Consider the following 21,923-nt stretch of genomic DNA (forward strand, 5'->3'; position numbering starts at 1 on the left):
AATTTGCTGAAATAGCTGCATGCTATTTTTTAAAATTCTTAGCAGTGATTATTGGTATAAAAGGATTATAAAGTTATTTTTCAGACATTTATCACTGCGGAAGTTTCTATTTAAAAAAAATTAAACCGTTGTCGCAATCGTTTGCGATAATATTTACGGTGTAAAACTTTCCTCTTGCTTGCTTATGAAATCGAGAACAACCCTGAAAAAAATATCAACTAATCTAAACTTGAGTATCGCAACGGTATCAAGGGCTTTGAAAAATCATCCCGATATTTCAGACGAGACTAAACAAAAAGTAAAGGCACTGGCTTCCCTTCTCGAATACGAGCCCAACACCTATGCTATCAATCTGCGGACAAATTCAAGTAAAATCTTTGGTTTGATTGTTCCTAAAATATCAAACACCTTCTACGATTCTTTTATCGAAGCAGCCGAACAAAAAGCGAGAGAGTTTGGATTTTCGTTAATGATTCTGCAGTCTGGTGACGATCCTTTGATGGAAGCAGAAAATCTCCGGCTATGTAAGGCCAACCGCGTTGCAGGCATAATAATTTCTATCGTTCCTGGCTCTTTACCTGAACCCTTTAAAAAGATTGAAGACGCAGGTATTCCTTTCATCTTCTTTGACAAGGTACCAGACACAGACGCCTACAATAAGGTTTGCCTGGCCGATAAAGAAGCGGCTATTCTTGCTGCTAACTCTATCATTAGCCATCACAAGAAAAGCGTATTGGCTTTATTCGGGAATAGCCACCTATCCATTACGCAAAAAAGATGGAAAGCGTTTATGGACACGTTTGAACAAGCATCACCACAGACAAAAGTTTCTACCAGGCATTGCGACAATTCCAATGAAGCGATGCAGATCATGCTTGAGTTTGGCTCACCAAAAAGTATCGATCATGTATTTGCGATGAGTGACGAGATACTGGTTGGCGTAATGAAAGCTTTGTACCAGCTCAAAATTCGTATTCCGGATGAAGTGTCAGTCTCAGCCATCAGCAACGGATTTTTACCGACAATTTTTAATCCTGCCATCACTCATGTTGAAACCAGCGGCTACGAATTAGGTAAACTGGCCATTCAGCGAATGATAGATTACCTGGGTGGTCAAACATTTACCCGTTCAATTATTTTACCATCCCGATTGGTAGAGGGAAAGTCAATGTAAGAAAGAAGAGTTTGGATGTTAGTATTCTGTTGAGTTTTTAACTTCATCTCTTTATAATCAATTATAAATTTTCCGGACAAATAAAAAGAGGTCGTCCCCTATGTTTGCAAAATTAGGACACGACCTCTTTCGAAAGATTTATATACTGACTACTGCTTAACGACAGAATATTGCATGGTTATAAAGTTTACGTTAATCTCATAGGTACCATCCTGGCTGGGGGCAGGAGTATTAGATCCCGGCACGTCTCCGTCGGCTAATAATGTTCCCTCGGTAGAACTGGTACCCCCATACTTGTGATCCCAACTTCCATTTACGGGTAAGAGCAGGTAAGATTTACCAGCCGTTAGTGGTATCGTTATTTTAAATGAAGCATTTCCTGTTTGCGTGAATTGCTGAGACGGTACAGGAACCGGGTTACTCCATCCGCCAGCCGTAGCGTCCCCAACTATATATAGGCTAGAAGGCCCATCATAGGGAGTAACGGAATAAGTATTGGTGGCAAAATTCACCACAATCTTGTAAAGGCCATCTGTTGCCGGAGCAGGTGTGTTGGAACCCGGTACGGCACCATCTGCCAGTAATGCACCGCCGGTTGCGCTTGTACCACCATATTTATGATCCCAGCTTCCATTTACTGGCAGGAACAAATAACTTTTTCCTGCGGTAAGATTAATAACAATGCCATACGATACATTATCGATCGGGGTAAATTGTTGAGACGGCACCGAAACAGGATTGCTCCAACCGCCCGGTGTCGCATCTCCGACAATATAGAGATTGGAAGGAACAGGTATTTGTGTAACAGTGTATTTACTGGTTTGGAAGTTTACAACAATCTTATAAACCCCACTTGTAGCCGGCGCCGGCGTATTGGAGCCTGGCACAGCGCCATCCTTCAGCAGTTCACCTGCTGTTGATACACCATCGGTAGATCCACCATACTTATGATCCCAACTTCCATTAACAGGTAAGAATAAATAGCTCTTGCCGGCGGTCAGTCCAATCGTAATGCTAAAGGAATAGTCATCTACTTTAGTAAATTGTTGCGAGGGTGTTGGAACCGGGTTAGACCAGCCACCGGGTGTTGCATCGCCGACTATAAAAAGATTAGCCGGGACGGGAACATAGCTTGCAATAGTGACGCTAACAGCATTGGAATAAGAGACTGCTCCCTGCACGGTAGTCGCTTTTATGCGGTATTCTATTTTTCCCAGACTGCCACCAACAATACCTGCCTTCAATGCCGTTTCGTTCATCTCTGCTTCCGTCAAAGACTTGCTGTAAACTGACGATCCGATTGCAATCTCTTGTGGTGCTGCAAAATTTTTTGTAGCAGAGTCATATTGCAGCACATAGTTAATAGTGCCGGTGTAGCCATTAAAAGAAGGGGTCCAGCTAAACTTATTGGAATGTTGCGTGGCAGTCACTATTGCCGGCGTAACAGATGTTTTCTCCGTTGTTAAAACAGATGGATCATTATAGGGTGTAACGGCCAGTTTGACAACATTGGAAACGTACTGTTCATTATTGTTGCTGTAAGATGAAACCACCCGGATGTCCATATCATAGGGAACACCCAGTGCAAATCCGTAATCTAATAAAATGGCGTTTAGTTCTTTTCCTTTTAATGTATCACTCAGCTTGCCGGTAACTGTCCTGATTATTTTTTTGGAAAAATTTCTGCCGGCAGAATCGATTTCGATATTAAACTTATAGGTGGTTGAATCTGTGGCATAGCCAGGACTTGTCCATGAAAATGCGACAACCCCTTTTGCAGAGTCTGCAGGGCTTGCGACCACGGCATTTTTAGAAGCAGTAAGCGTCACGGCCTTGCCTTCACTGTAAAAGGGCAGGTCGTCAACTTTATGACAAGCTGAAAAAATCGTTAGACCCGCTATTACAATCATTATCTTATTGATGATATTTTTCATTTCAAAAGCAGTTTATTTGAGTTACTGTGGTGTAAGTTTATACTTACCGGTTTGAAAGTTTACTTCAATTTTATATTTGCCAGCACCTGGGGAGGCGAATTGAGGGTCAGCATTTTCTTTCTTAAAATCCCCTGAAAGGGCAGCACCCGCTGTAATAGCATGGTATTGTGTATCCCAATTTCCCTGTTCCTGTATCATTTTGTAGCCACCGGTCTTATCAAAATTCACCTCAAGTTCATAATGGAGTTTATCAATTTTTGTGAATTTTAAACTTCCATCATAGGGCGAAGGCAAAGGATTTGCCCAATCGGGAGAGGGAAAACAATCGCCGGTAACCCATAAGTTACCATCATCATAGTTATTAGCAGCAGTGCCGGGAGGCTCTACAGCAAAATCGAGATAGGGTGTAATTTTTATTTGAATTACATTAGAATAAAGCGGAACACTGTTGTTTACTAATGTGGCTTTAACCCTCATTTCCATATTATATGCTTTGCCGGCAAGCAGCTCCATTTTTGAAAGAAAGGAATTTAATTCCTTTACGCTTAATGTAACACCCAGATCGTTGGCTATTGCCATTTCCTGGATATTGCGGTTTTTGGTAAAGTTTGAGCCTAGTGTGTCAAACTGGAGAGTATATGTCACATTTTGTGAACTTATGCCTGTTGTAAACTTATAATCAGGGTTTGTCCAATTCAATGTGATGGCAGTTTTGTCTTTATCAGCATTGGTCAGTACCATGGCATCGGTGGAAGATGCGGTAAGAACAGGCGCTGTACTGCTTTCCAGGAATATCTTGTCTTCATCTTTCTTGCAGGACGACAGTGCTCCCGTCAAAAGAAAGAATCCAAACAATAGTTTCGTTATATTTTTCATTGCAATCATTTTAAATACTAAGAGATTATTTCCATTCATCGTTTTGGGTCAGATTGGGATTGGCTGTCAGATTAGCTGCGGGGATCGGGAAGATATTATACTTGCTTGCTTTTGCTGTACCGGAAGCCACTCCCCCTTTCCACGGCCACAGGTACGTGCCGGTGGTTAGCAATCCATAACGAACAAGATCAGTGCGGCGATGACCTTCCCAATACAACTCCCTTCCTCTCTCATCTAAAATAAATTTCAACGTCAGGTCGTTTGCTGTAATATTTCCGTTTGCGTTTCCATATGCTCTTGTTCTGATCGTATTCATATAATTCAGCGCCGTAGTCGCATCTCCTCCCGCACCGCCACGAAGCACTGCTTCTGCGTAGATCAGGTACATTTCTGATAACCGAAAAACAGGAAAATCAACATCTGAAAAATCTTTGTTGGGATCCGATACAGCCGCACCATCGGAACGGATATTCCTGTACTTTCTTACATGCAACCCATTATCAAAAACACTTATATCGTTGATAGTAATTTGCTCGGCGCTTGTACTATATTTAGACGTAGTGAAAAGTGCTCTTTTATCTGTATTGCCCGAAAGATCGCTGAACAAATCTGACAGGCCTTTCGTAGCCCGGTATCCATACCAACCACCACCAACGCCAAACTCATCATGATCATCACCAGAAGCGCAGTGAACAAAGAAGGTAGTATTTCCGTAGGATTTAGTTCGCAAGCCATCACAGTTAATAGCAAAAATTATTTCATTTTTATGCTTGTCATTATCGGCCATAAACAATTGTCCATAGTTCGAGTGAAGTGCATAACCACCGTCTATAACTTTTTTAGCATAGGTAATTGCTTCCGTATTTTTTGCCGTACCAGTATACACCTGGGCATTGAGATACAATCTCGCTAATAAAGCCCAGGCTGCACCCTGGTCCACCCTTCCATATTCAATTGTTTTTACCGGCGCCAATTCATTCTCGATAACCTTTAATTCTGATTCGATATAAGCAAACAACTCGGATCTTGTTTTTTCGCCGGGCAATGCGGTTCCTACACCATTTGTTTCATCAATAAAAGTTGATTTACCAAAAATGTCCATCATCGTCCAATAATTAAAAGCACGCAGGAAGCGAACTTCCGCTCTCGATTTTTTAATTTCTGTGGCGTCAGTACCAGTGATACCGCGGGCAGCTACTTTATCATCCGTTGACTCCCTGAGGTACTCATTTGCAACCATTATATTGTATACCGGCCTTGCATACATTCCCAATAAAAAAGGATCGGAGCTTGACCAGTTAAGGTTATGAAAGTCTTTAATGGTTTGGTCATTCCATGCTACCACGGCCTCATCAGTCGGCAACTCCTGGCAATTAAAAAAACCGCGGATAAACGGCGATTGTGAACCTTCATCTAATCCCTGAATGTCTGAAGCTCCCGCGGGACCTGCATTACCAGTGGAAGCCAATCCTCCGTATACTTTTGCGAGAACAGATTTGTATCCGGCATACGTAGCGTAGGTAGTTTCTGATGTCAGATCGTTTTGGGGCAGCAGTTCAAGCTTTTTGGCGCAGGATGTCACAGCAACTACTGCAACAATGGCAACTATATGTTTTATTGATATTTGTTTCATCTGCATATTTTTTATTTTTCTACTTTGTCAGATGGAATTCGTCATAAAACTTTCATCGCCCCCGATAGTAGCTCAAAAATTTTATGACTCATTTCATTATTGAAATAGTTTTTTAGAAGTCAAAATTGAAGCCCAGTGAAAAAATTGTTGGCCTTGGATAGATATTACCATCCACACCGGTATCGCCTGCATTTTCAGGATCCAGCCCCTTGTATTTTGTGATCACGAATACGTTTTGAACGCTGGCTGAAATTCTCAATGACGCCTTGTTGTTGATGATTCTCCCTACGTTATAACCAAGATTGATATTATCGAGACGAAAGAATGATGCATTTTCGATATAGTAATCGGACAGGTATTGATTGTTTTCAAATCCTGTTTCCAAATAGTTTTTAGAAGCATTTCCAATAAAGTTGATCGGATTCTTTATACTTCTTATCACACCGGCATTGGAAAAATAATTATTGTATAAATAGTTACCGAATGCGGCATGCCCGGCCAGGCCGAAGTTGAATTTCTTATAGCTAACCTGCGTATTGAAACCCATCAAAACATCTGCCGCAGGTTTTTTATAAAGGTATCTGTCGTCATTATTTATTACTCCGTCCCTATTGATATCTTCATAAAGCCCTTCAATGGGTTTACCATTTTTATCATAGATCTGTTTGTAAACATTGTATACATAAGGGGCATAACCAACAGCAAATTTGCCGATAGTATTACCTGTACCACCGCCAATTCCACTTACATCAATTCCTTTAAACGTGGGATCAGGATATTTGAGCAAATTGGTAATCTTTGCTTCATTATAAGTATAGTTAAAGCCAAATTCCCAGGTCAGGTCTTGCGTTCTAACCGGAACAGTATTCACTGTCAATTCAACACCTTTGTTTTCCGTATTACCAACATTAGTTACAATCTTATTTACAAAGTTGGCACCTGGGGCAACAGTAACCTCTGCAAGCAAATCACTTGTTTTCTTTTTATAAAAATCAAGCGAACCAGAGATGCGGTTATTTAAGAACCCAAAGTCCAGACCGATATTAGAGGTAGTAGTGCTTTCCCATTGCCTGGACCTGTCATATCCTTCCGGACGAAGATAACTTACAAAGTCATTTCCAAACTGGTACTGTGCGGTTGAATTGCTCCTGCTATATCGGGCCAGGTAGTCATAATAACCTATACCATCCTGCTGGCCAGTTTTTCCCCAGCCCAATCGTAATTTCAAGTCAGAAATGAAAGAAACGGATTGAAAAAATTCTTCTCTTAACTTCCATGCAGCAGCAAATGCAGGAAAATAACCAATGCTGTTTTCTTTCGCAAACTTAGAGCTGGCATCTCTTCTTATCGATGCAGTTAAAAGGTATTTATCAGCCAAAGTAAAATTTACCCGTCCGATATAAGACTCCAGCCGATACTCGGGCTTGTCAGTAAGAAAGGTTGGCTTGGAGTCTTCAATTGTATCTTTTAACTGCGGCTTGGCCGGGTTGGCAATAGCCCTGTAACTAAACGCGGGGTAGTTATAAACATTCGTCAAAAAACTTTGGTAGCTATGTCCTACTAAAACGTCTACCTTACTTTTTATATCCTTCAATTCTTTTGTATAAAACAGCGACACATCTGCCAGCCTGTTTTCCTTTCCTTGTTTATAATAAAGTCTTCTTCCTCCAGTTTTGTAGTTTGTGGCAGATGTCGAATCTACGTTGTCATTTCCACTTCCCCTGCTATCGTCAAGACCAAAATTTGCAAGGATATGCAGATCAGGAAAGAAATGGAGTTTATAATCCAGCTGAATATTTCCAATCACCCGGTTAACTTTTGACGTATTATCCCGTAAATACAGCAAGGCAAGGGGATTACGGGTTGACAAATCAATCGGCATACCATTGCTTTGAAGCCATTCATAATATCCGCCCCATTTAGTTGGGTTAATTAGGGGAATTTCAACTGCGCTGGTTTGTGTTGGGTCAAATGAAATAGCAGAGCCTATGGCCCCTTCATCGGCAAAAATATTTTTTGTATGACTTGCTTTTACTGCAAGATTTACTGATAAATGATCATTAAAAAACTTTGGACTAAGGTTCAGCGAAGAAGAAAAACGTTGAAAATTATTTGTCTTTAATGTTCCATCCTGGTTTAAATAGCCCAGGGATGCACGGAAAGGAATATTACCAAGACTTCCGGTTGCACTGATTGTATTATCTAATCCGAATGCTGCCCTATATATTTCATCCTGCCAATCTGTATTTTCTTTACCTAATAATTTCGTATAAGTGTTGTTACCGGTAGCAGCTGAATCAGCTTTGATAATACTCCTGATTTCGTCTCCTGTAAGCACATCCACTTTTTCGCCAACGATACCTGTCGAAAATTGATTGTTATAATTAAACCGAAGTTTCCCGCTACTTCCTTTTTTAGTAGTAATAATCATTACGCCATTAGAAGCCCTCGATCCATAAAGCGCAGTTGCCGACGCGTCCTTTAGTACACTGATTGATTCAATATCGTTGGGATTGATTGTATTTAATAAGTTGGCGGATCCGGCTATTCCATTACTCTCTACGGGCACGCCGTCAATCACGATCAATGGATCATTGCTGGCATTAAGTGACGCCCCGCCACGAATACGGATACGACTGCCACCACCAGCAGAACCACCTCCTGTTGTGATCTGTAGACCGGCTACTTTTCCTTGTAATAGTTGTTCAGCAGAATTGATATTTCCTTTCTGAAAATCTTTTGCCGAAACCGAAGTAACCGAACCCGTGAGGTCTCCTTTCCTGCGGGTACCATACGCAATTACTACTATTTCTCCAAGAGAAGTAGTGTTGGCAGCCATGGACACATTAACCGAAGTCTTACCGGTAATGTTTACCTCCTGGGTGCTATACCCAACGGAAGAAAAAACCAATGTGGTCACAGAACTGGCAACCGAAATTTGATAGCTTCCATCCGGGCCCGTTTGAGTACCAGTCGTTCCACCTTTTGGCGATACGCTAACACCTGAAAGACTCGAACCATCTTTGGAGTCAGCTACTTTCCCGGAAACCATCTTGTTTTGCGAATACGAAAAGAGAGAGAGAAAAAGCATGGCCAATAATGCCATTACTCTTAGCAGCTTTTTACAGCACATAAGCAATCGTTGATTTGTTAAGCAATTCAGTTTTCTCCAATACACGATGTCGTGTATTCAGAACACAATGTTAGTGTATTTTCTACACATTCAAAAAAAATCCTGCCTTTTTGTTATTGATCTGAAGCAGGAAATTTTTTGAGATTGGCATCCTCTCTTCGAAGGGATTTTTCTTTGAATCGCGGGTTGAGTGAGTATAATTTGCCGGGGCGATGTGGCACATCGATTTCCATTTCATTAAGGTCTGTCAGCCAATCTTTTATTGCAATTTTCTTGCGGAAATTCCGCCTATCCAGGTTGATATCTAATATGGCTTCATAAAGCTCCTGTAGCTCCCTCAATGAGAATTTTTCGGGCAACAGGTTAAATATTACGGGATGATCCATTACCTGTTCTCTCAACCGGTTGAGGCAGGTATCTACAATTACCTTATGGTCAAAAGCCAGTTCCTTAATGTTTTTTACAGGGTGCCAGTGAAGGTCGTTATTGTCCAGCTTTAGGTTTTGATGCGTGGAATCAATCAATGAATAATATGCCGTGGTGATAACCCTTCCCGATGGGTGCCTGTTGATGCTACCAAAAGTATGTACCTGTTCGAGATAGACATCTTCCATTCCTGTCCTCTCAAGCAATATCCTGTATGAAGCACTATCCAGATCTTCATCGGGACGAACCAGGTCACCCAGCAAAGAATATAAGCCTGAAAACTCTTCCAGGTCAGATTTTATCAATAATACTTTTAATTCTTTATTATCATAGCAAAAGATCACGCAGTCTACTGAAATGGCAATATTAAAATAATCAAGGTGACTTATCTTTTCTAACTCGGCCGTTTTTAATTGCGATGCTTTTGTCATGTCGATTCTATTTGATTATTGGATCATGATTTTTACCAATCCAGTCTGGTTCCCGGATTGAATTTTTAGCAGATAAATTCCCGCCGGCAAATTATTGATTTTATCAGTAAGAGATAACCGATGTTTACCTTTCGTCAGCATACCGGAATAAATACTTCCTGCCTGCTGCCCTAGTGGGTTGATTAGTTGAACTTGCGTTTTGCCTGTTTCAGGGATATCTACTTCCAATACTGTCGAAGTTGAAACAGGATTTGGATACGCTATTGAAGCCAGTGCATGGCGGGGGCCGCTGACATCAATCACAGGAGTTGTGATAGCATTGACAATATTTTTGCTTACATATACGTGATATTCGCCTGGCAGTAATGGCAGACTTTGAACAGTGCCTGTTGCCGTGATTGTTTCGCCTGTAAGATAGTCATACCAGGTTCCGGCACTTTGAAAAGAAACAGACGCTGTCTGAGCTGTCACATCAAAATTGGCAACAATCAAAGCACTTAAATTTGGTTCAGAAATTTTAAAGTATTTGACAGCATTGACCAGGTTATACTCAAAGCTGGTACTATTAAATAAAGCCGGTTGTGTTTTTCTCAGCTTTATTAAAGCTGCATTCACTTCGAACAGGCGTTTCCTTTCTACTTCCTGCATATACTCCCAGCGTGGTTCTTTGGGTGTAAGCTTACAACCATCATTTGTACCATATGGTTGTGGAATAGTATTGTCTGTGCAGGCAAAAATTGACTTGTCATATCCCCTTTCGCCAAACTGCCAGATCATCTTAGGCCCGGGGATAGTTAGAAACAGCGAGTTGGCTGCTTCCATTCTGCGTAAAGCAGTGGCTTTATTTTTTACACTATAAGCACCTGAAGAATTTCCAAAGGTGAGGTTTTTATACATGAGTCTTTCCTCGTCATGACTTTCCATGTAGCCAACAAGATAGGGATTGGTAAATCCTCTTTCATTACTATTATAAACGACAGATGAAAGATTAGATTTATTGTTGTCATGATAACCCATGGTTGCTTCATTATAGGCTCTGTTCAAACCTGCTCCACTCCAAAGCAAAAAGCCAAGGTTTTGCAAAGCCTGCTCTTCGTCTTTTGCAGCAAGATGTTCTAAAATGAGATAGGCACCACTGTGATACTTATTGATCGTATCCGCATATTCTTTTAAAATATCGATCCTGCTTTGATCATATGCACTGAATTGACCATCATTTGTCGAGGGCTTTTGCGTGAGACCTTTTGTGAAATCCAACCGGTAGCCATCAATTTTATACTCCTTCAACCAGTGATCAAAAACCCGGTGCCAATAATATTTTGTAACCGCTTTTTCATGGTTAAAATCCTGCCCAAAGCCAAAAGCATGTGGTTGCACTTCATTGAACCAGGGATTGTTGCCAGCGGGCCTGTTCAATGCACTATTCCAATATAGTTGTGCTAAAGGGCTTTGACCAAAGCTGTGGTTGGGCACCATGTCGAGCAAAACTGCCATTTGCTTTTTGTGACAGGAGTCTATAAATTCTTTCAGTTTATTTTTCGTTCCATAATATTTATCCGGTGCAAAGTAGAAAGAAGGATTATAACCCCAACTATCATTACCTTCAAATTCACTGACTGGCATTAGTTCTATGGCATTTATTCCTAAACGTTGCAGATAACTTAGTGTATCGATAACCGTTTGCCAGTTATGCACATTCGTAAAATCTCTCATCAGCAATTCATAGATAATCAGGTTTTGTTTATCGGGCCGGGTAAATGAAGTCGCCTGCCAGTTATAAGTTGGGGCATTGGTTTGTACTACCGTCACATTTCCTGTTGTAAGCCCTGTTGGGTAAACTTTTAATCCCGGGTAAGTGGTTGCATCGATATATTGATCTTCGGGAGATAAAATTTTTTCCGAATATGGATCGGCTATTTTCAACGTACCATCCACCAAATATTGAAAAGCATATTCCTGCGCCGGTGTAAGATTTTTGATAGTGATCCACCAGTAGTTTCCATCAGGAGTTCTATTCATCTGGTAGTTTGCTTGTTCATCCCAATTGTTTCCCGCAAGCTCACCTATCACCGATACCCTGTTCTTCCCTGGTGCATATAATACTAGTGTGACCTCTGTATTGTTAGCATTGTAATTAATGCCGTCCTTAACCTCAGCCGGTAATGGCGCAATGGCAACCCCGCCGGCCACAAAAAACTTTAGAGAATCCCGTTTGATCAAAGAGCCATCGATAGCTTCCGCATATATCACGGTGTTACCGCCTGTTGTTATAGTTGGATTCGCGGAAATAGTTGTAGCCGAAGCTGCAGTTTGTATCAACGTCCCGTTCAAGTACAGGTTCAGAGTAGCCGGCTTATTCGAAGTAGCGGTCAGTGCAATATTATCGCCGGCCGTTTTAGTAAAAGGTTCTGGTTTGGGAATGTATTCAGGCTGAAAAACAGGAACAGTAAAGCGAACAGCAACGTTGCTATCGTACACAGGCACATACATATTACCATTATCAATCGAAACATCAGCATTTCGCTGCACCTTGTTACCCGCAGCATCCCTGAAAAGTATGGCGATGGCCTTGACTGTTTCTCCCGCATTTACATTAAAAAAAGTTCGGGCATTATTTATTGAATAGGACCATTTATTAGTGCCGGCAGCGGTAGCCTGCCCAGCGACATCAGCCATGCCCCACGTGAAACGAACATATTTCCAATCACCTGCGTTCGTGCTGCTGCTTGTAATAAGCCCGATATGCACATAAACATTTCCGGAAAAACCAATTAACCCCTGGTTGCCTTTTGATGCATCGACAGTTATGGTAATATTATCATCATCCTTGGGGAAGGCGGGAGTCCAGGTCAACAACTGAGAATGAACAAGGAGAACACAATGAAGCCATACTATGGCCAGCAGCAATCGTTTCATAAAGCTCGTTTTGGCGTATATATAAATCGAAGGTACAAATATGTACTTATAACACATTAATTTTTCTTGTCCAGGTTTTCGCGAAATCTCATTAAGACCGGCTTCCTAACTTTACAACCAAACAAGCGGGTATGTATTCAAAAGAAGCAACATTAAAAATTCAGAAACAGGCAACGGGATTTATTAAGAGATTGGAGACCGATTCGATAGACAGTAACGAAATTGAGGATTTGCGAAATGTATTGCGCTTCCATGAATACCGGTATTATATCCTGAATGATCCCCTTATTTCAGATTTTGAATACGACCAATTATATAAAGCCCTTGAAAAATTGGAAGAATCAGATCCGTCGCTCATCACGTCCGACTCTCCTACGCAAAGGGTGGCAAAAGGATTAACCAAGGATTTTCCGACGGTTCAACACCTTGTTCCAATGCTTTCCCTTGACAATTCATATAACTCTGAAGATCTGATTGACTTTGACAGAAAGGCAAGAGAGCTTACCGGGTTGAAAGAAATTGAATACTGTGTAGAGCCAAAATTTGATGGCGGCAGCATTTCCCTGATATATGAAGACGATTTCCTGGTTCGTGGAGCCACCCGCGGTAACGGCGTGGAAGGAGATAATATAACTACCAATATTAGGCAGATCAGGAGTATCCCTCTTTCCGCCAAATTTTCGCAATATGGTATACAGCAGATTGAAATACGGGGCGAGGTGCTGATCAATAAGAAGAATTTTGCAAAATACAATGAGCAGCTGATTGAACAAGGTCTGCCGCCATTAGCGAATCCCCGGAATGCAGCTTCGGGGACCCTGCGAATAAAAGATCCAAAAGAAGTAAGCAAAAGAAGCCTTGAAGCTTTTGTGTACAATATCAGTGATGTGACATTACTACCCAAAGCAATTATTCCTCAGCAATTGCAAACACATTCCGGTTCTTTGGAGATGTTATGGGAATGCGGTTTCAGAAGTCCACAACAGGAAAAGAAAGTTTTAAAAGGAATAGACGATGTTATAGCTTACTGTACCGCTTTTGAATCAAAAAGAGATGATCTTCCTTACGAAATAGATGGGATGGTGATCAAGGTGAACGAAGTAGCCCTGCAGGATAAAATGGGCATGACAGCGCATCACCCCCGATGGGCTATTGCTTATAAATTCAAGGCAAGACAGGCTACCAGTAAATTGTTGAATGTCGAATTCCAGGTTGGTAGAACAGGTTCCATCACGCCGGTGGCAAAAATTCAACCCGTTCCTATCGGTGGTGTCACGGTTTCCTCTATCTCTCTTTTTAACGAAGATATTATTAAAGAAAAAGACCTGATGATCGGCGATTCGGTGCTTGTAGAAAGAGCCGGCGATGTAATTCCATATATTGTAAAATCCCTGGCGGATGTAAGAACAGGCAAAGAAACCAAAATCGAATTTCCCAAGACCTGCCCGGTATGCGATAGCCAATTATTCAAGGAAGAAGGTGAAGCAGTGTGGCGGTGCATCAATATAGAATGCCCTGCCCAGGTGGTGGAACGCATTATCCATTTTGTCAGTAAAGATGCCATGGATATCCGGGGTTTTGGTGAGGCCAATGTGAGAAAGTTTTATGAAATGGGTTTGCTGAAAGATATCCCAGGGATTTACGAATTGGATTTTGAAAAGATCGGCAGACTGGAAGGCTTTGGTAAAAAATCGATTGATAACCTGCAATCAGCCATTGATAATTCAAAAAAACAGCCCTTGCACAGGTTGATATTCGGGTTAGGAATCCGTTTTGTCGGCGAAACAACCGCAAAAACGTTGGCACAGGCTATTCACCATTTACTCGATCTGAAAAAGTATTCGTTGGAAGATCTGTTGAACCTTGAAGACATCGGCCCCAAAGTAGCCGGTAGCATTGTCCATTTTTTCAGTAATGAAGACAATATTAGTATGCTGCAAAAGCTGGAATCCATTGGACTGCAACTAAAAAATGAAAAAAAGGAGCATGCCTCAGGAGGCAACCTCGAAGGATTGAGCTTTTTGTTTACCGGCACATTGCCGACGCTTAAAAGAAGCGATGCAGAGGAAATGGTAGAAAAAAATGGCGGTAAAATAGTCGGCAGCGTAAGCAGCAAGCTGAACTACCTGGTAGTAGGTGAAGATGCCGGCAGTAAATTGGAAAAAGCAAAAAAGATAAATACCGTCAAAATCATTTCGGAGGCGGAGTTCTTAAAAATAATTAAAAGCTAAAATCATGTTACAAGTTTCAACGGTGAAATTTTTGAAAGATCTGAGTAGGAATAATAATAAGCCCTGGTTTGATGCGCACCGCCAGCAATATGAAGATGCCAAAAATGATTTTGCGCAGTTCATTCAAACGGTGATTGATAAGCATGCAAAAAAAGATCCGGCGATTGGTCACCTCAAAGCAAAGGACTGCACTTTCCGTATTAATCGTGATGTCCGATTTTCAAAAGACAAATCGCCTTATAAAAACAATATGGGAGCTTACATAAACCAGGGCGGAAAAAAGTCTTTATTAGGGGGTTACTATTTTCACTGCCAGCCGGGTCAAAGTTTTGTAGGTGGGGGTCTCTGGATGCCAATGCCACCGGAACTAAAAAAAGTGAGGCAAGAGATCGATTATAACCTCGATGCATTTAAGAAGATCATTGGCTCAAAAAAATTCAAAGAGGTGTATGGCGGATTGTCGAAAGATGCAGAATATGTCCTGACCAGGGTTCCGAAAGGATATGATCCGGATAACCCGGCCGCGGAGTTTTTGAAAATGAAAAGCTTTGTTGCGATGACACCCATAAAGGATGCAGAACTCGGTTCGAAAGAACTTTTAAAAAAGGTATCAACGGCCTTTGAAACATTGCAGCCCATGTTAGCCTTTATAAATCAAAGCATTGAAGGATAAAAACAGGCTATTCATTTTTGAAATCCCGGGCTTGTGCCCGGGATTTTCTTTTAATTAACAATATAGTTTTTGTATATCAATGTTTAAACATTAATTTTACAGTCTAAAATAAAAACATATGGCAACCTGGACAATTGATACCGCACACTCTGAGATCGGGTTTAAAGTAAAACACCTGGTGATCTCTACCGTTTCTGGAAAATTTAATTCGTTTGAAGGCAAAATGGAAGGAGACCCCGCAGATTTGACAAATACACAAATCTCCTTTACTGCTGATATCGACAGCATTACTACTGGCAATGAGCAAAGAGATGGCCACTTGAAATCGGCAGACTTTTTTGACGCAGCCAGTCATCCAAAACTTAGCTTTAAATCAACGGCAATAGTGCCTAAAGGCGGAAGTGAGTATAAGATAACAGGCGATATGACTATAAAGAATACCACTAAGCCTTTGACATTAAATGTCGACTTTGGTGGCATTGAAAATAATCTTTACGGACAAACTGTTGCCGGCTTTGAAATTACCGGAAAGATCAACCGCCAGGACTTCGGTCTTACCTGGAGCGCAGTTACTGAGGCTGGTGGACTTGTAGTAAGTGATGATGTGAAGCTGGCTATCGATGCAGAGTTGGTAAAACAGAACTAAGAACAAATTCTCCGGATTTGATAAGAAGAAAGAATGCCACTTGCTAAATAAGGCATTCTTTTTTTTATTAAGAAGCCCAACAGACCTGAAATACAGTTTTGGGAATTGCCCTTTGTCGTGTTCTCAGCTATCTTTAAGATCCTCAACATCTTCAGTTTGAGAGCAGCTCTAAGTGTGTACAGTGATAAATTTTGAAAATAGAACCTTAAAGTCTATGACTAGGGCTAAATAGGCACAATGGTTATTCACCCCAATACTTGATTTTCAACTAATCAGGACAATCATTACTATCTTTTCACAATTTAATATCTAAATAAATCGTTAAGTGAATTGCAACCCTTCATACGGGTTTGTATTTTGTTTTCAAATAACTCAACCTTATGAAAAAAACTATACCTTTTCTGCTCTCTATCACCCTTATCATTTCCGTATCCTGCAGCCGCAAACATTATACTTCTTCCTTTTTTGATCAGCAAACAGCCGGGCACAAAATCATTGCAGTATTGCCCTCTGAAATTGTATTGACCGGTAAGAAGCCTGAGCAATTGACAGAAGAGCAAATTGCAAAAATTGAAGAAGAGGAAAGCCGGGCTTTCCAGTTATCGCTTTACAGTAATATTCTTCAATATGCTAATTCAAGAAAATATTATATGTCTGTTGGCGTGCAGGATGTCAATAAAACAATGGCAACCCTGGATGAAAATCACATTTCATTACGTGATTCCTGGAAAATGGATGATAAAAAACTGGCGGATCTGCTGGACGTAGATGCAATTGTAAGAATGCAGGTAAGAAAGAAACGTTATATGAGCGACTATGCTTCGTATGGGGTAACTATTGCACGTGATGTTATCCGACAAACGCCGCTGGGCAATAAACTACCGATTCCACGCAGCTTAGGTAAGACTGAAGATATTTATGCTTACTGTAGTGTGGTGAGCAATAGCGTCACGCTTTGGAATAACAATTATAAAGCCGCAGCCGACTGGGATAATCCCTCCAATGTAATCATAGAAAATATCACCGATAATTTTGGAAGATACTTTCCTTACAAAAAAAGAAGATAAAAAAGAGAAAGACCAGCCAGGCTGGTCTTTTCTTTTTACAATAATCCTTTTTCTACCAGGTATTCAGCGATCTGAACTGCATTGGTTGCAGCGCCTTTCCTGAGGTTATCGCTTACGATCCACATATTTAACGTGTTGGGCTGAGTGTCATCTCTTCTTAATCTTCCTACAAATACTTCGTCTTTTTCATGCGCATCCATCGGCATTGGATATTTTGCATTTGCTGTATCATCCACTACAACGACGCCTGGCGCCGAAGAAAGTAAAGAGGTCACTTCATTCAAATCAAAATCTTTAGCAAACTCAACGTTGGCGCTTTCACTGTGACCACCCATTACCGGTATACGAACGGTGGTTGAAGTAACGCGGATGCTATCATCCCGCATGATCTTTTTTGTTTCGTTCACCATTTTCATTTCCTCCTTGGTATAACCATTATCCAGAAAAACATCGATTTGAGGAATCACATTCAGATCAATTGGATATTTGTAAGCCATTTCCCCCTGCACACCGTTGCGTTCGTTCATCAATTGGTTCACGGCTTTTACACCGGTTCCGGTAACACTCTGATAAGTGCTCACCACGATTCTTTTAATACCATATTTTTTATGCAGCGGATTTAATGCCACTACCATTTGAATAGTGGAGCAGTTAGGATTCGCAATAATCTTATCTTCTTTGGTCAGTGCATCCGCATTGATCTCGGGAACCACCAATTTTTTTGTCGCATCCATTCTCCATGCAGATGAGTTATCAATAACCGTGATCCCGGCTTTTGCAAATTTGGGAGCCCATTCCAATGAAGTGCCGCCGCCGGCAGAAAATAATGCTACAGCAGGCTTGGCAGCAATAGCATCGGTCATGCTAACGACCTTGTATTTCTTTCCCTTGAATTCAATTTCTTTCCCAACTGATCTTTCAGATGCAACCGGCAACAGCTCCGTTACCGGGAAATTTCTTTCAGCCAATACCTGTAACATTTTGGTGCCTACTAGTCCAGTGGCCCCTACTACTGCAACTTTCATTTTTTGGTTCCCCCAGCTTCTCCCATGGGAGAAGGTTTTTTGTTATTTAATAAAAATGTCTTCAAATTTTACATGCCATAAAAAAGCAGGCCTTCCGGATGGAAGGCCTGCTAAACTTTTATATGGTTACATACATAACGCCGCAAACCTTCCATCAGGAATGTTTCTTTATGCGTTTTGTATGCTTCATCATTTTCATGCTGCGCAAAAATAGGTTGCCATTTCATTAAGTCCAAATTCTTCCTGGCTATTTTTCTAAAAAGGGATTGATTAAATTAGGGCTCATGAAATCTTCGCTGCTGCTTAGCCTTATTCTTTTACTTACAACTGTTGTATTTGCCCAAAACCGCTATGATGTAGTAATAGATGAAATAATGGCTGACCCTTCGCCATCAATTGGATTACCGGGTAACGAATGGGTTGAATTGAAAAATACAAGTTCTCTGCCCATTAACCTGCAGGGCTGGCGTATAGGTGACAGCAATGGTCAAAGTGGACCGATTCCCAATTTTCTACTACAACCCGATAGTATAGTAATCATTTGTACCGGCAGCGCTGTTGCAGCAATGTCAACCTTTGGGAACACCATTTCGGTGACCAGTTTCCCCTCATTAGATAATGACGGCGAAGAAGTAGTGCTGAAATCTTCAGATGGTACGATCATTCATGCAGTAAGTTATAAAGCTGGCTGGTACCAAAACGAATTAAAAAAACAAGGTGGTTGGACACTCGAAATGATTGATCCGCATAATCCCTGCTCTGGTATCTCTAACTGGAAAGCAAGTATCAATACACAAGGTGGAACTCCCGGAACGATCAATTCAGTTGATGCGGTGAATAATGACCAGCAGTCGCCGGAGTTAATAAATGCATTTGTAAAAGATAACTCAACAATCATTCTTTCATTTAATGAACCCATTGATAGTTTGAGTGGTATTTCGCTGGCCAATTATGGGATGGATGGAGGTCTCGCTCTAAGCAGTGCAGAAGTTTTATCACCATCATTTTACCAGGTAATGTTAAAAACAATCAATCCTATTGAACAAGATAAAGTTTATGTCGCCACCGTCAACAGCATTACCGATTGTAAGGGCAATACAATAAGTGTAAAAAACACAGCGAAGTTTGGCCTGCCGGTAGACGCTATTGCCGGCGATATTATTGTTAATGAGATTTTGTTTAATCCCCGTTCGACTGGTTATGACTATGTTGAATTGTATAACAAGAGCAACAAAATTGTAGATGCCGCTAAGCTATATGTCTCAAACCGAAATAACAGTGGCGGGATTAACTCCATAACCCAGTTAAGCATCAGTCCTTTTTATCTTTTTCCAGGCGATTATATTGTAATCACGGAAGATGCGGATAACCTCGCACTCAATTATCTTGTTCAAAATCCGGATGCAGTTCTTGGCGTTTCGTCGCTACCCTCTTTTCCGGATGACGAAGGTTTTGTGGTGGTATTAAATCAACAAGGCGAGGTAATTGATGAGGTTAACTATTCAGCCGATTGGCACTTTAAATTAATCGATAACGCAGAAGGCATTTCTTTGGAAAGAGTAGATGCGGATGGTGCATCTCAATATGCAGACAATTGGCATTCGGCAGCTTCCACGGCTGGTTTTGGGACACCGGGTTATAAAAATTCTCAATTCAAAAACCAGCAGGCTATTTCAGCAACCATTCAGGTGACACCCAAAGTCTTTTCACCGGATAATGATGGTTTCGATGATATCGCTTCCATCCATTATAAAATCAGCGAGCCGGGCTATGTTGCCAATATCACTATTTTTGATGCAGCAGGTCGGCCGGTAAGAAATCTTGTTCGCAATGGAACGATGGCGATAACAGGATACTGGAATTGGGATGGACTGAATGATAAGGGCTTAAAGCTTCCCATTGGCACTTATATTTTATTTACTGAAATATTCAACCTGCGGGGAAAGAAAGAGAGGTTTAAGAATACAGTGGTGCTGGTACGAAAATTAAACTAAGTCTTAAAATCCAGAGCCGAAATGAGTAAATTTGATAAGTTGGTACAGAAAGTTCTTTCTGGAGTTTCAGACAGGAATATCGAATTTAAGGATTTATGTAACCTGCTTGAAACATTAGGTTTTAATAACCGGACCAAAGGCAGTCACCATATTTAAGGACGGAGTAACAAAAATAATAAACCTGCAGCCTGAAAATAACAAAGCAAAACCTTACCAGGTCAAACAAGTAAGAGAACTACTTATTAAATACAAACTAGTACCTGCAAAAGATGAATAGCAAATACGAGATTATTTTATACTGGAGCAAAGAAGATAATGCTTTTATAGCCGAAGTGCCTGAACTAGCAGGTTGTGCGGCAGACGGGAAAACTTATGCCGAAGCTTTGGAAAATGTGCAAATGATCATTGCAGAATGGATAGAAACAGCTCAATCTCTTGGCAGATCTATTCCTGAACCTAAAGGTAAATTGATGTACGCCTGATTTTATCAGTTTAGGCATGATCAAAAGATGTAGCCACTATCTCTGGGTTTTCAACCTGCTGAATCTGGTCCGGAGAGACATCTTCAAAATACAATTCCAATGCTTCTGTAAGGTTTGCCAAAGCCTCCTCTCTTGTTTCGCCAAAACTTGAAACTTCAACATTCAGGCATTGAGCTACAAAATGTTTTCCCTCCTGCCACACTATATTTTGCAATGACACCTGCATGCTTCACATTTTTCCAAATTTAACAAAAAAGCCCGGTTAGTACCAGGCTTCATAATACTTTATCAAATTGTTTTCCTACACCAGCTCAATCTCAAAATTAACCAACTCCTTAAACTGCTGTATCCTTCTTTCAATATCTTCTTTGGTGATCTCCTTCAATCTTGTGGCGCCAAATTTTTCTACACAAAAACTTGCCATCGCGGAGCCCACGATAATTCCTCTCTTCATATTTTCAAAAGAGATATCACCCGTCTTTGCCAAATGACCAATAAAGCCACCGGCAAAAGTATCACCGGCTCCTGTTGGGTCAAACACATCTTCCAGCGGTAAAGCAGGAGCAAAAAAGACGTTATCGCCATGGAAAAGTAAGGCTCCATGTTCTCCTTTTTTAATGATCAGGTATTTCGGGCCCATGGTCAAAATAGTTTTGGCGGCTTTCACCAGAGAAAACTGGCCGGTCAACTGGCGGGCTTCCGCATCATTTACCATCAGCAGGTCTACATGTTTCAACACCTCTTCCAAATCAGGCATTGCGGACTCCATCCAAAAGTTCATGGTGTCCATGACAATCAGCTTTGGCCTTTGCTTCAGTTGTTTAATTACATTCAGCTGGATTGCCGGCACCAGGTTTCCCAGCATCAGAAACTCGGCACCCTGGTATGAATCCGGAATAACAGGATTAAAATCCGCCAACACATTCAGGTCGGTAATGAGTGTGTCCCGGCTGTTCATATCCTCATGATAGCGGCCGCTCCAGAAAAACGATTTTTTGTCCGGTACGATCTCCACTCCTTCCAATTGAACACCACGTCTTTTCAGCTCTTCCATTTCTTCTTGTGGAAAATCAAACCCAACAATGGAAACCTGTTGTACAGGCTTTACAAAATTGGCTGCTGCATAAGCAACATAAGTAGCGGATCCGCCCACAATTTTATCGGTTTTGCCAAAAGGGGTTTCTATTGCGTCAAAGGCCATGGTACCAACGGCGATCAGGGACATGCGGTTAAATTATTAAGAATGAATAAAAAATTTCAGCGGGCAATATTACAGCAAATA

16 protein-coding genes are annotated in these 21,923 nt (G+C 41.1%); 7 read left to right on the forward strand and 9 right to left on the reverse strand.

What is annotated here, in order from left to right; translation table 11 throughout:
• The first annotated feature begins 184 nt into the window (after positions 1-184).
• Positions 185-1,174: a LacI family DNA-binding transcriptional regulator gene (locus P2W73_RS19775; RefSeq protein WP_276503829.1), complete on the forward strand. Its 990-nt coding sequence runs from the start codon at positions 185-187 to the stop codon at positions 1,172-1,174.
• A 149-nt stretch (positions 1,175-1,323) separates the two neighbouring features.
• Here the strand turns inward: P2W73_RS19775 and P2W73_RS19780 are convergent, their stop codons facing one another.
• From P2W73_RS19780 to P2W73_RS19805, 6 genes are all read right to left on the reverse strand, one after another.
• A complete protein-coding gene (locus tag P2W73_RS19780) occupies positions 1,324-3,108 on the reverse strand; it encodes a SusE domain-containing protein (protein WP_276503830.1) in 1,785 nt (594 codons plus the stop codon).
• A 21-nt stretch (positions 3,109-3,129) separates the two neighbouring features.
• Complete coding sequence (locus P2W73_RS19785) at positions 3,130-3,984, reverse strand: SusE domain-containing protein (protein ID WP_276503831.1); 855 nt, start codon at positions 3,982-3,984, stop codon at positions 3,130-3,132.
• A gap of 25 nt (positions 3,985-4,009) precedes the next feature.
• Entirely contained in the window at positions 4,010-5,617 is a 1,608-nt protein-coding gene (locus P2W73_RS19790) for a RagB/SusD family nutrient uptake outer membrane protein (RefSeq protein WP_276503832.1), read from the reverse strand.
• Positions 5,618-5,729: 112 nt separating this feature from the next.
• On the reverse strand, positions 5,730-8,750 hold the full coding sequence (locus P2W73_RS19795) for a SusC/RagA family TonB-linked outer membrane protein (protein ID WP_276503833.1): 3,021 nt from the start codon (positions 8,748-8,750) through the stop codon (positions 5,730-5,732).
• A gap of 113 nt (positions 8,751-8,863) precedes the next feature.
• Complete coding sequence (locus P2W73_RS19800; protein ID WP_276503834.1) at positions 8,864-9,607, reverse strand: NUDIX hydrolase; 744 nt, start codon at positions 9,605-9,607, stop codon at positions 8,864-8,866.
• Between the two features lie 15 nt (positions 9,608-9,622).
• Entirely contained in the window at positions 9,623-12,523 is a 2,901-nt protein-coding gene (locus P2W73_RS19805; RefSeq protein WP_276503835.1) for an alpha-amylase family glycosyl hydrolase, read from the reverse strand.
• 131 nt (positions 12,524-12,654) lie between these two features.
• Here P2W73_RS19805 and ligA point away from each other — a divergent pair, with 131 nt between their 5' ends.
• The 4 genes from ligA to P2W73_RS19825 all read left to right on the forward strand — a co-directional run bounded on the left by ligA (position 12,655) and on the right by P2W73_RS19825 (position 17,140).
• Positions 12,655-14,754 carry an NAD-dependent DNA ligase LigA gene (gene ligA, locus P2W73_RS19810; protein WP_276503836.1) on the forward strand — a complete coding sequence of 700 codons (2,100 nt, stop codon included), beginning with the start codon at positions 12,655-12,657 and terminating at the stop codon, positions 14,752-14,754.
• A 4-nt stretch (positions 14,755-14,758) separates the two neighbouring features.
• Positions 14,759-15,427: a DUF2461 domain-containing protein gene (locus tag P2W73_RS19815; RefSeq protein WP_276503837.1), complete on the forward strand. Its 669-nt coding sequence runs from the start codon at positions 14,759-14,761 to the stop codon at positions 15,425-15,427.
• A gap of 118 nt (positions 15,428-15,545) precedes the next feature.
• Positions 15,546-16,073 (forward strand): YceI family protein, encoded by a 528-nt coding sequence (locus P2W73_RS19820; RefSeq protein WP_276503838.1) that lies wholly within the window; start codon positions 15,546-15,548, stop codon positions 16,071-16,073.
• Between the two features lie 380 nt (positions 16,074-16,453).
• Positions 16,454-17,140, forward strand: a complete 687-nt coding sequence (locus P2W73_RS19825; protein WP_276503839.1) for a hypothetical protein — start codon at positions 16,454-16,456, stop codon at positions 17,138-17,140.
• Positions 17,141-17,175: 35 nt separating this feature from the next.
• Here P2W73_RS19825 and P2W73_RS19830 read toward each other — a convergent pair whose 3' ends face one another.
• Positions 17,176-18,165, reverse strand: a complete 990-nt coding sequence (locus tag P2W73_RS19830; protein ID WP_276503840.1) for an aspartate-semialdehyde dehydrogenase — start codon at positions 18,163-18,165, stop codon at positions 17,176-17,178.
• Positions 18,166-18,449: 284 nt separating this feature from the next.
• Here P2W73_RS19830 and P2W73_RS19835 point away from each other — a divergent pair, with 284 nt between their 5' ends.
• The gene (locus tag P2W73_RS19835; RefSeq protein WP_276503841.1) at positions 18,450-20,159 is read left to right on the forward strand and encodes a lamin tail domain-containing protein; all 1,710 of its coding nucleotides are present in this window, start codon (positions 18,450-18,452) and stop codon (positions 20,157-20,159) included.
• A 269-nt stretch (positions 20,160-20,428) separates the two neighbouring features.
• Positions 20,429-20,641, forward strand: a complete 213-nt coding sequence (locus P2W73_RS19840; RefSeq protein WP_276503842.1) for a type II toxin-antitoxin system HicB family antitoxin — start codon at positions 20,429-20,431, stop codon at positions 20,639-20,641.
• A gap of 10 nt (positions 20,642-20,651) precedes the next feature.
• Here P2W73_RS19840 and P2W73_RS19845 read toward each other — a convergent pair whose 3' ends face one another.
• Together P2W73_RS19845 and P2W73_RS19850 are read right to left on the reverse strand one after the other, a co-directional pair.
• Positions 20,652-20,867, reverse strand: a complete 216-nt coding sequence (locus tag P2W73_RS19845) for a type II toxin-antitoxin system HicB family antitoxin (protein WP_276503843.1) — start codon at positions 20,865-20,867, stop codon at positions 20,652-20,654.
• 75 nt (positions 20,868-20,942) lie between these two features.
• Positions 20,943-21,866, reverse strand: coding sequence for a PfkB family carbohydrate kinase (locus P2W73_RS19850; RefSeq protein WP_276503844.1), 924 nt, complete (start codon positions 21,864-21,866; stop codon positions 20,943-20,945).
• Positions 21,867-21,923 lie beyond the last annotated feature (57 nt).

This window comes from Terrimonas pollutisoli (assembly GCF_029360765.1).
GTDB classification, from domain to species: domain Bacteria; phylum Bacteroidota; class Bacteroidia; order Chitinophagales; family Chitinophagaceae; genus Terrimonas_B; species Terrimonas_B pollutisoli.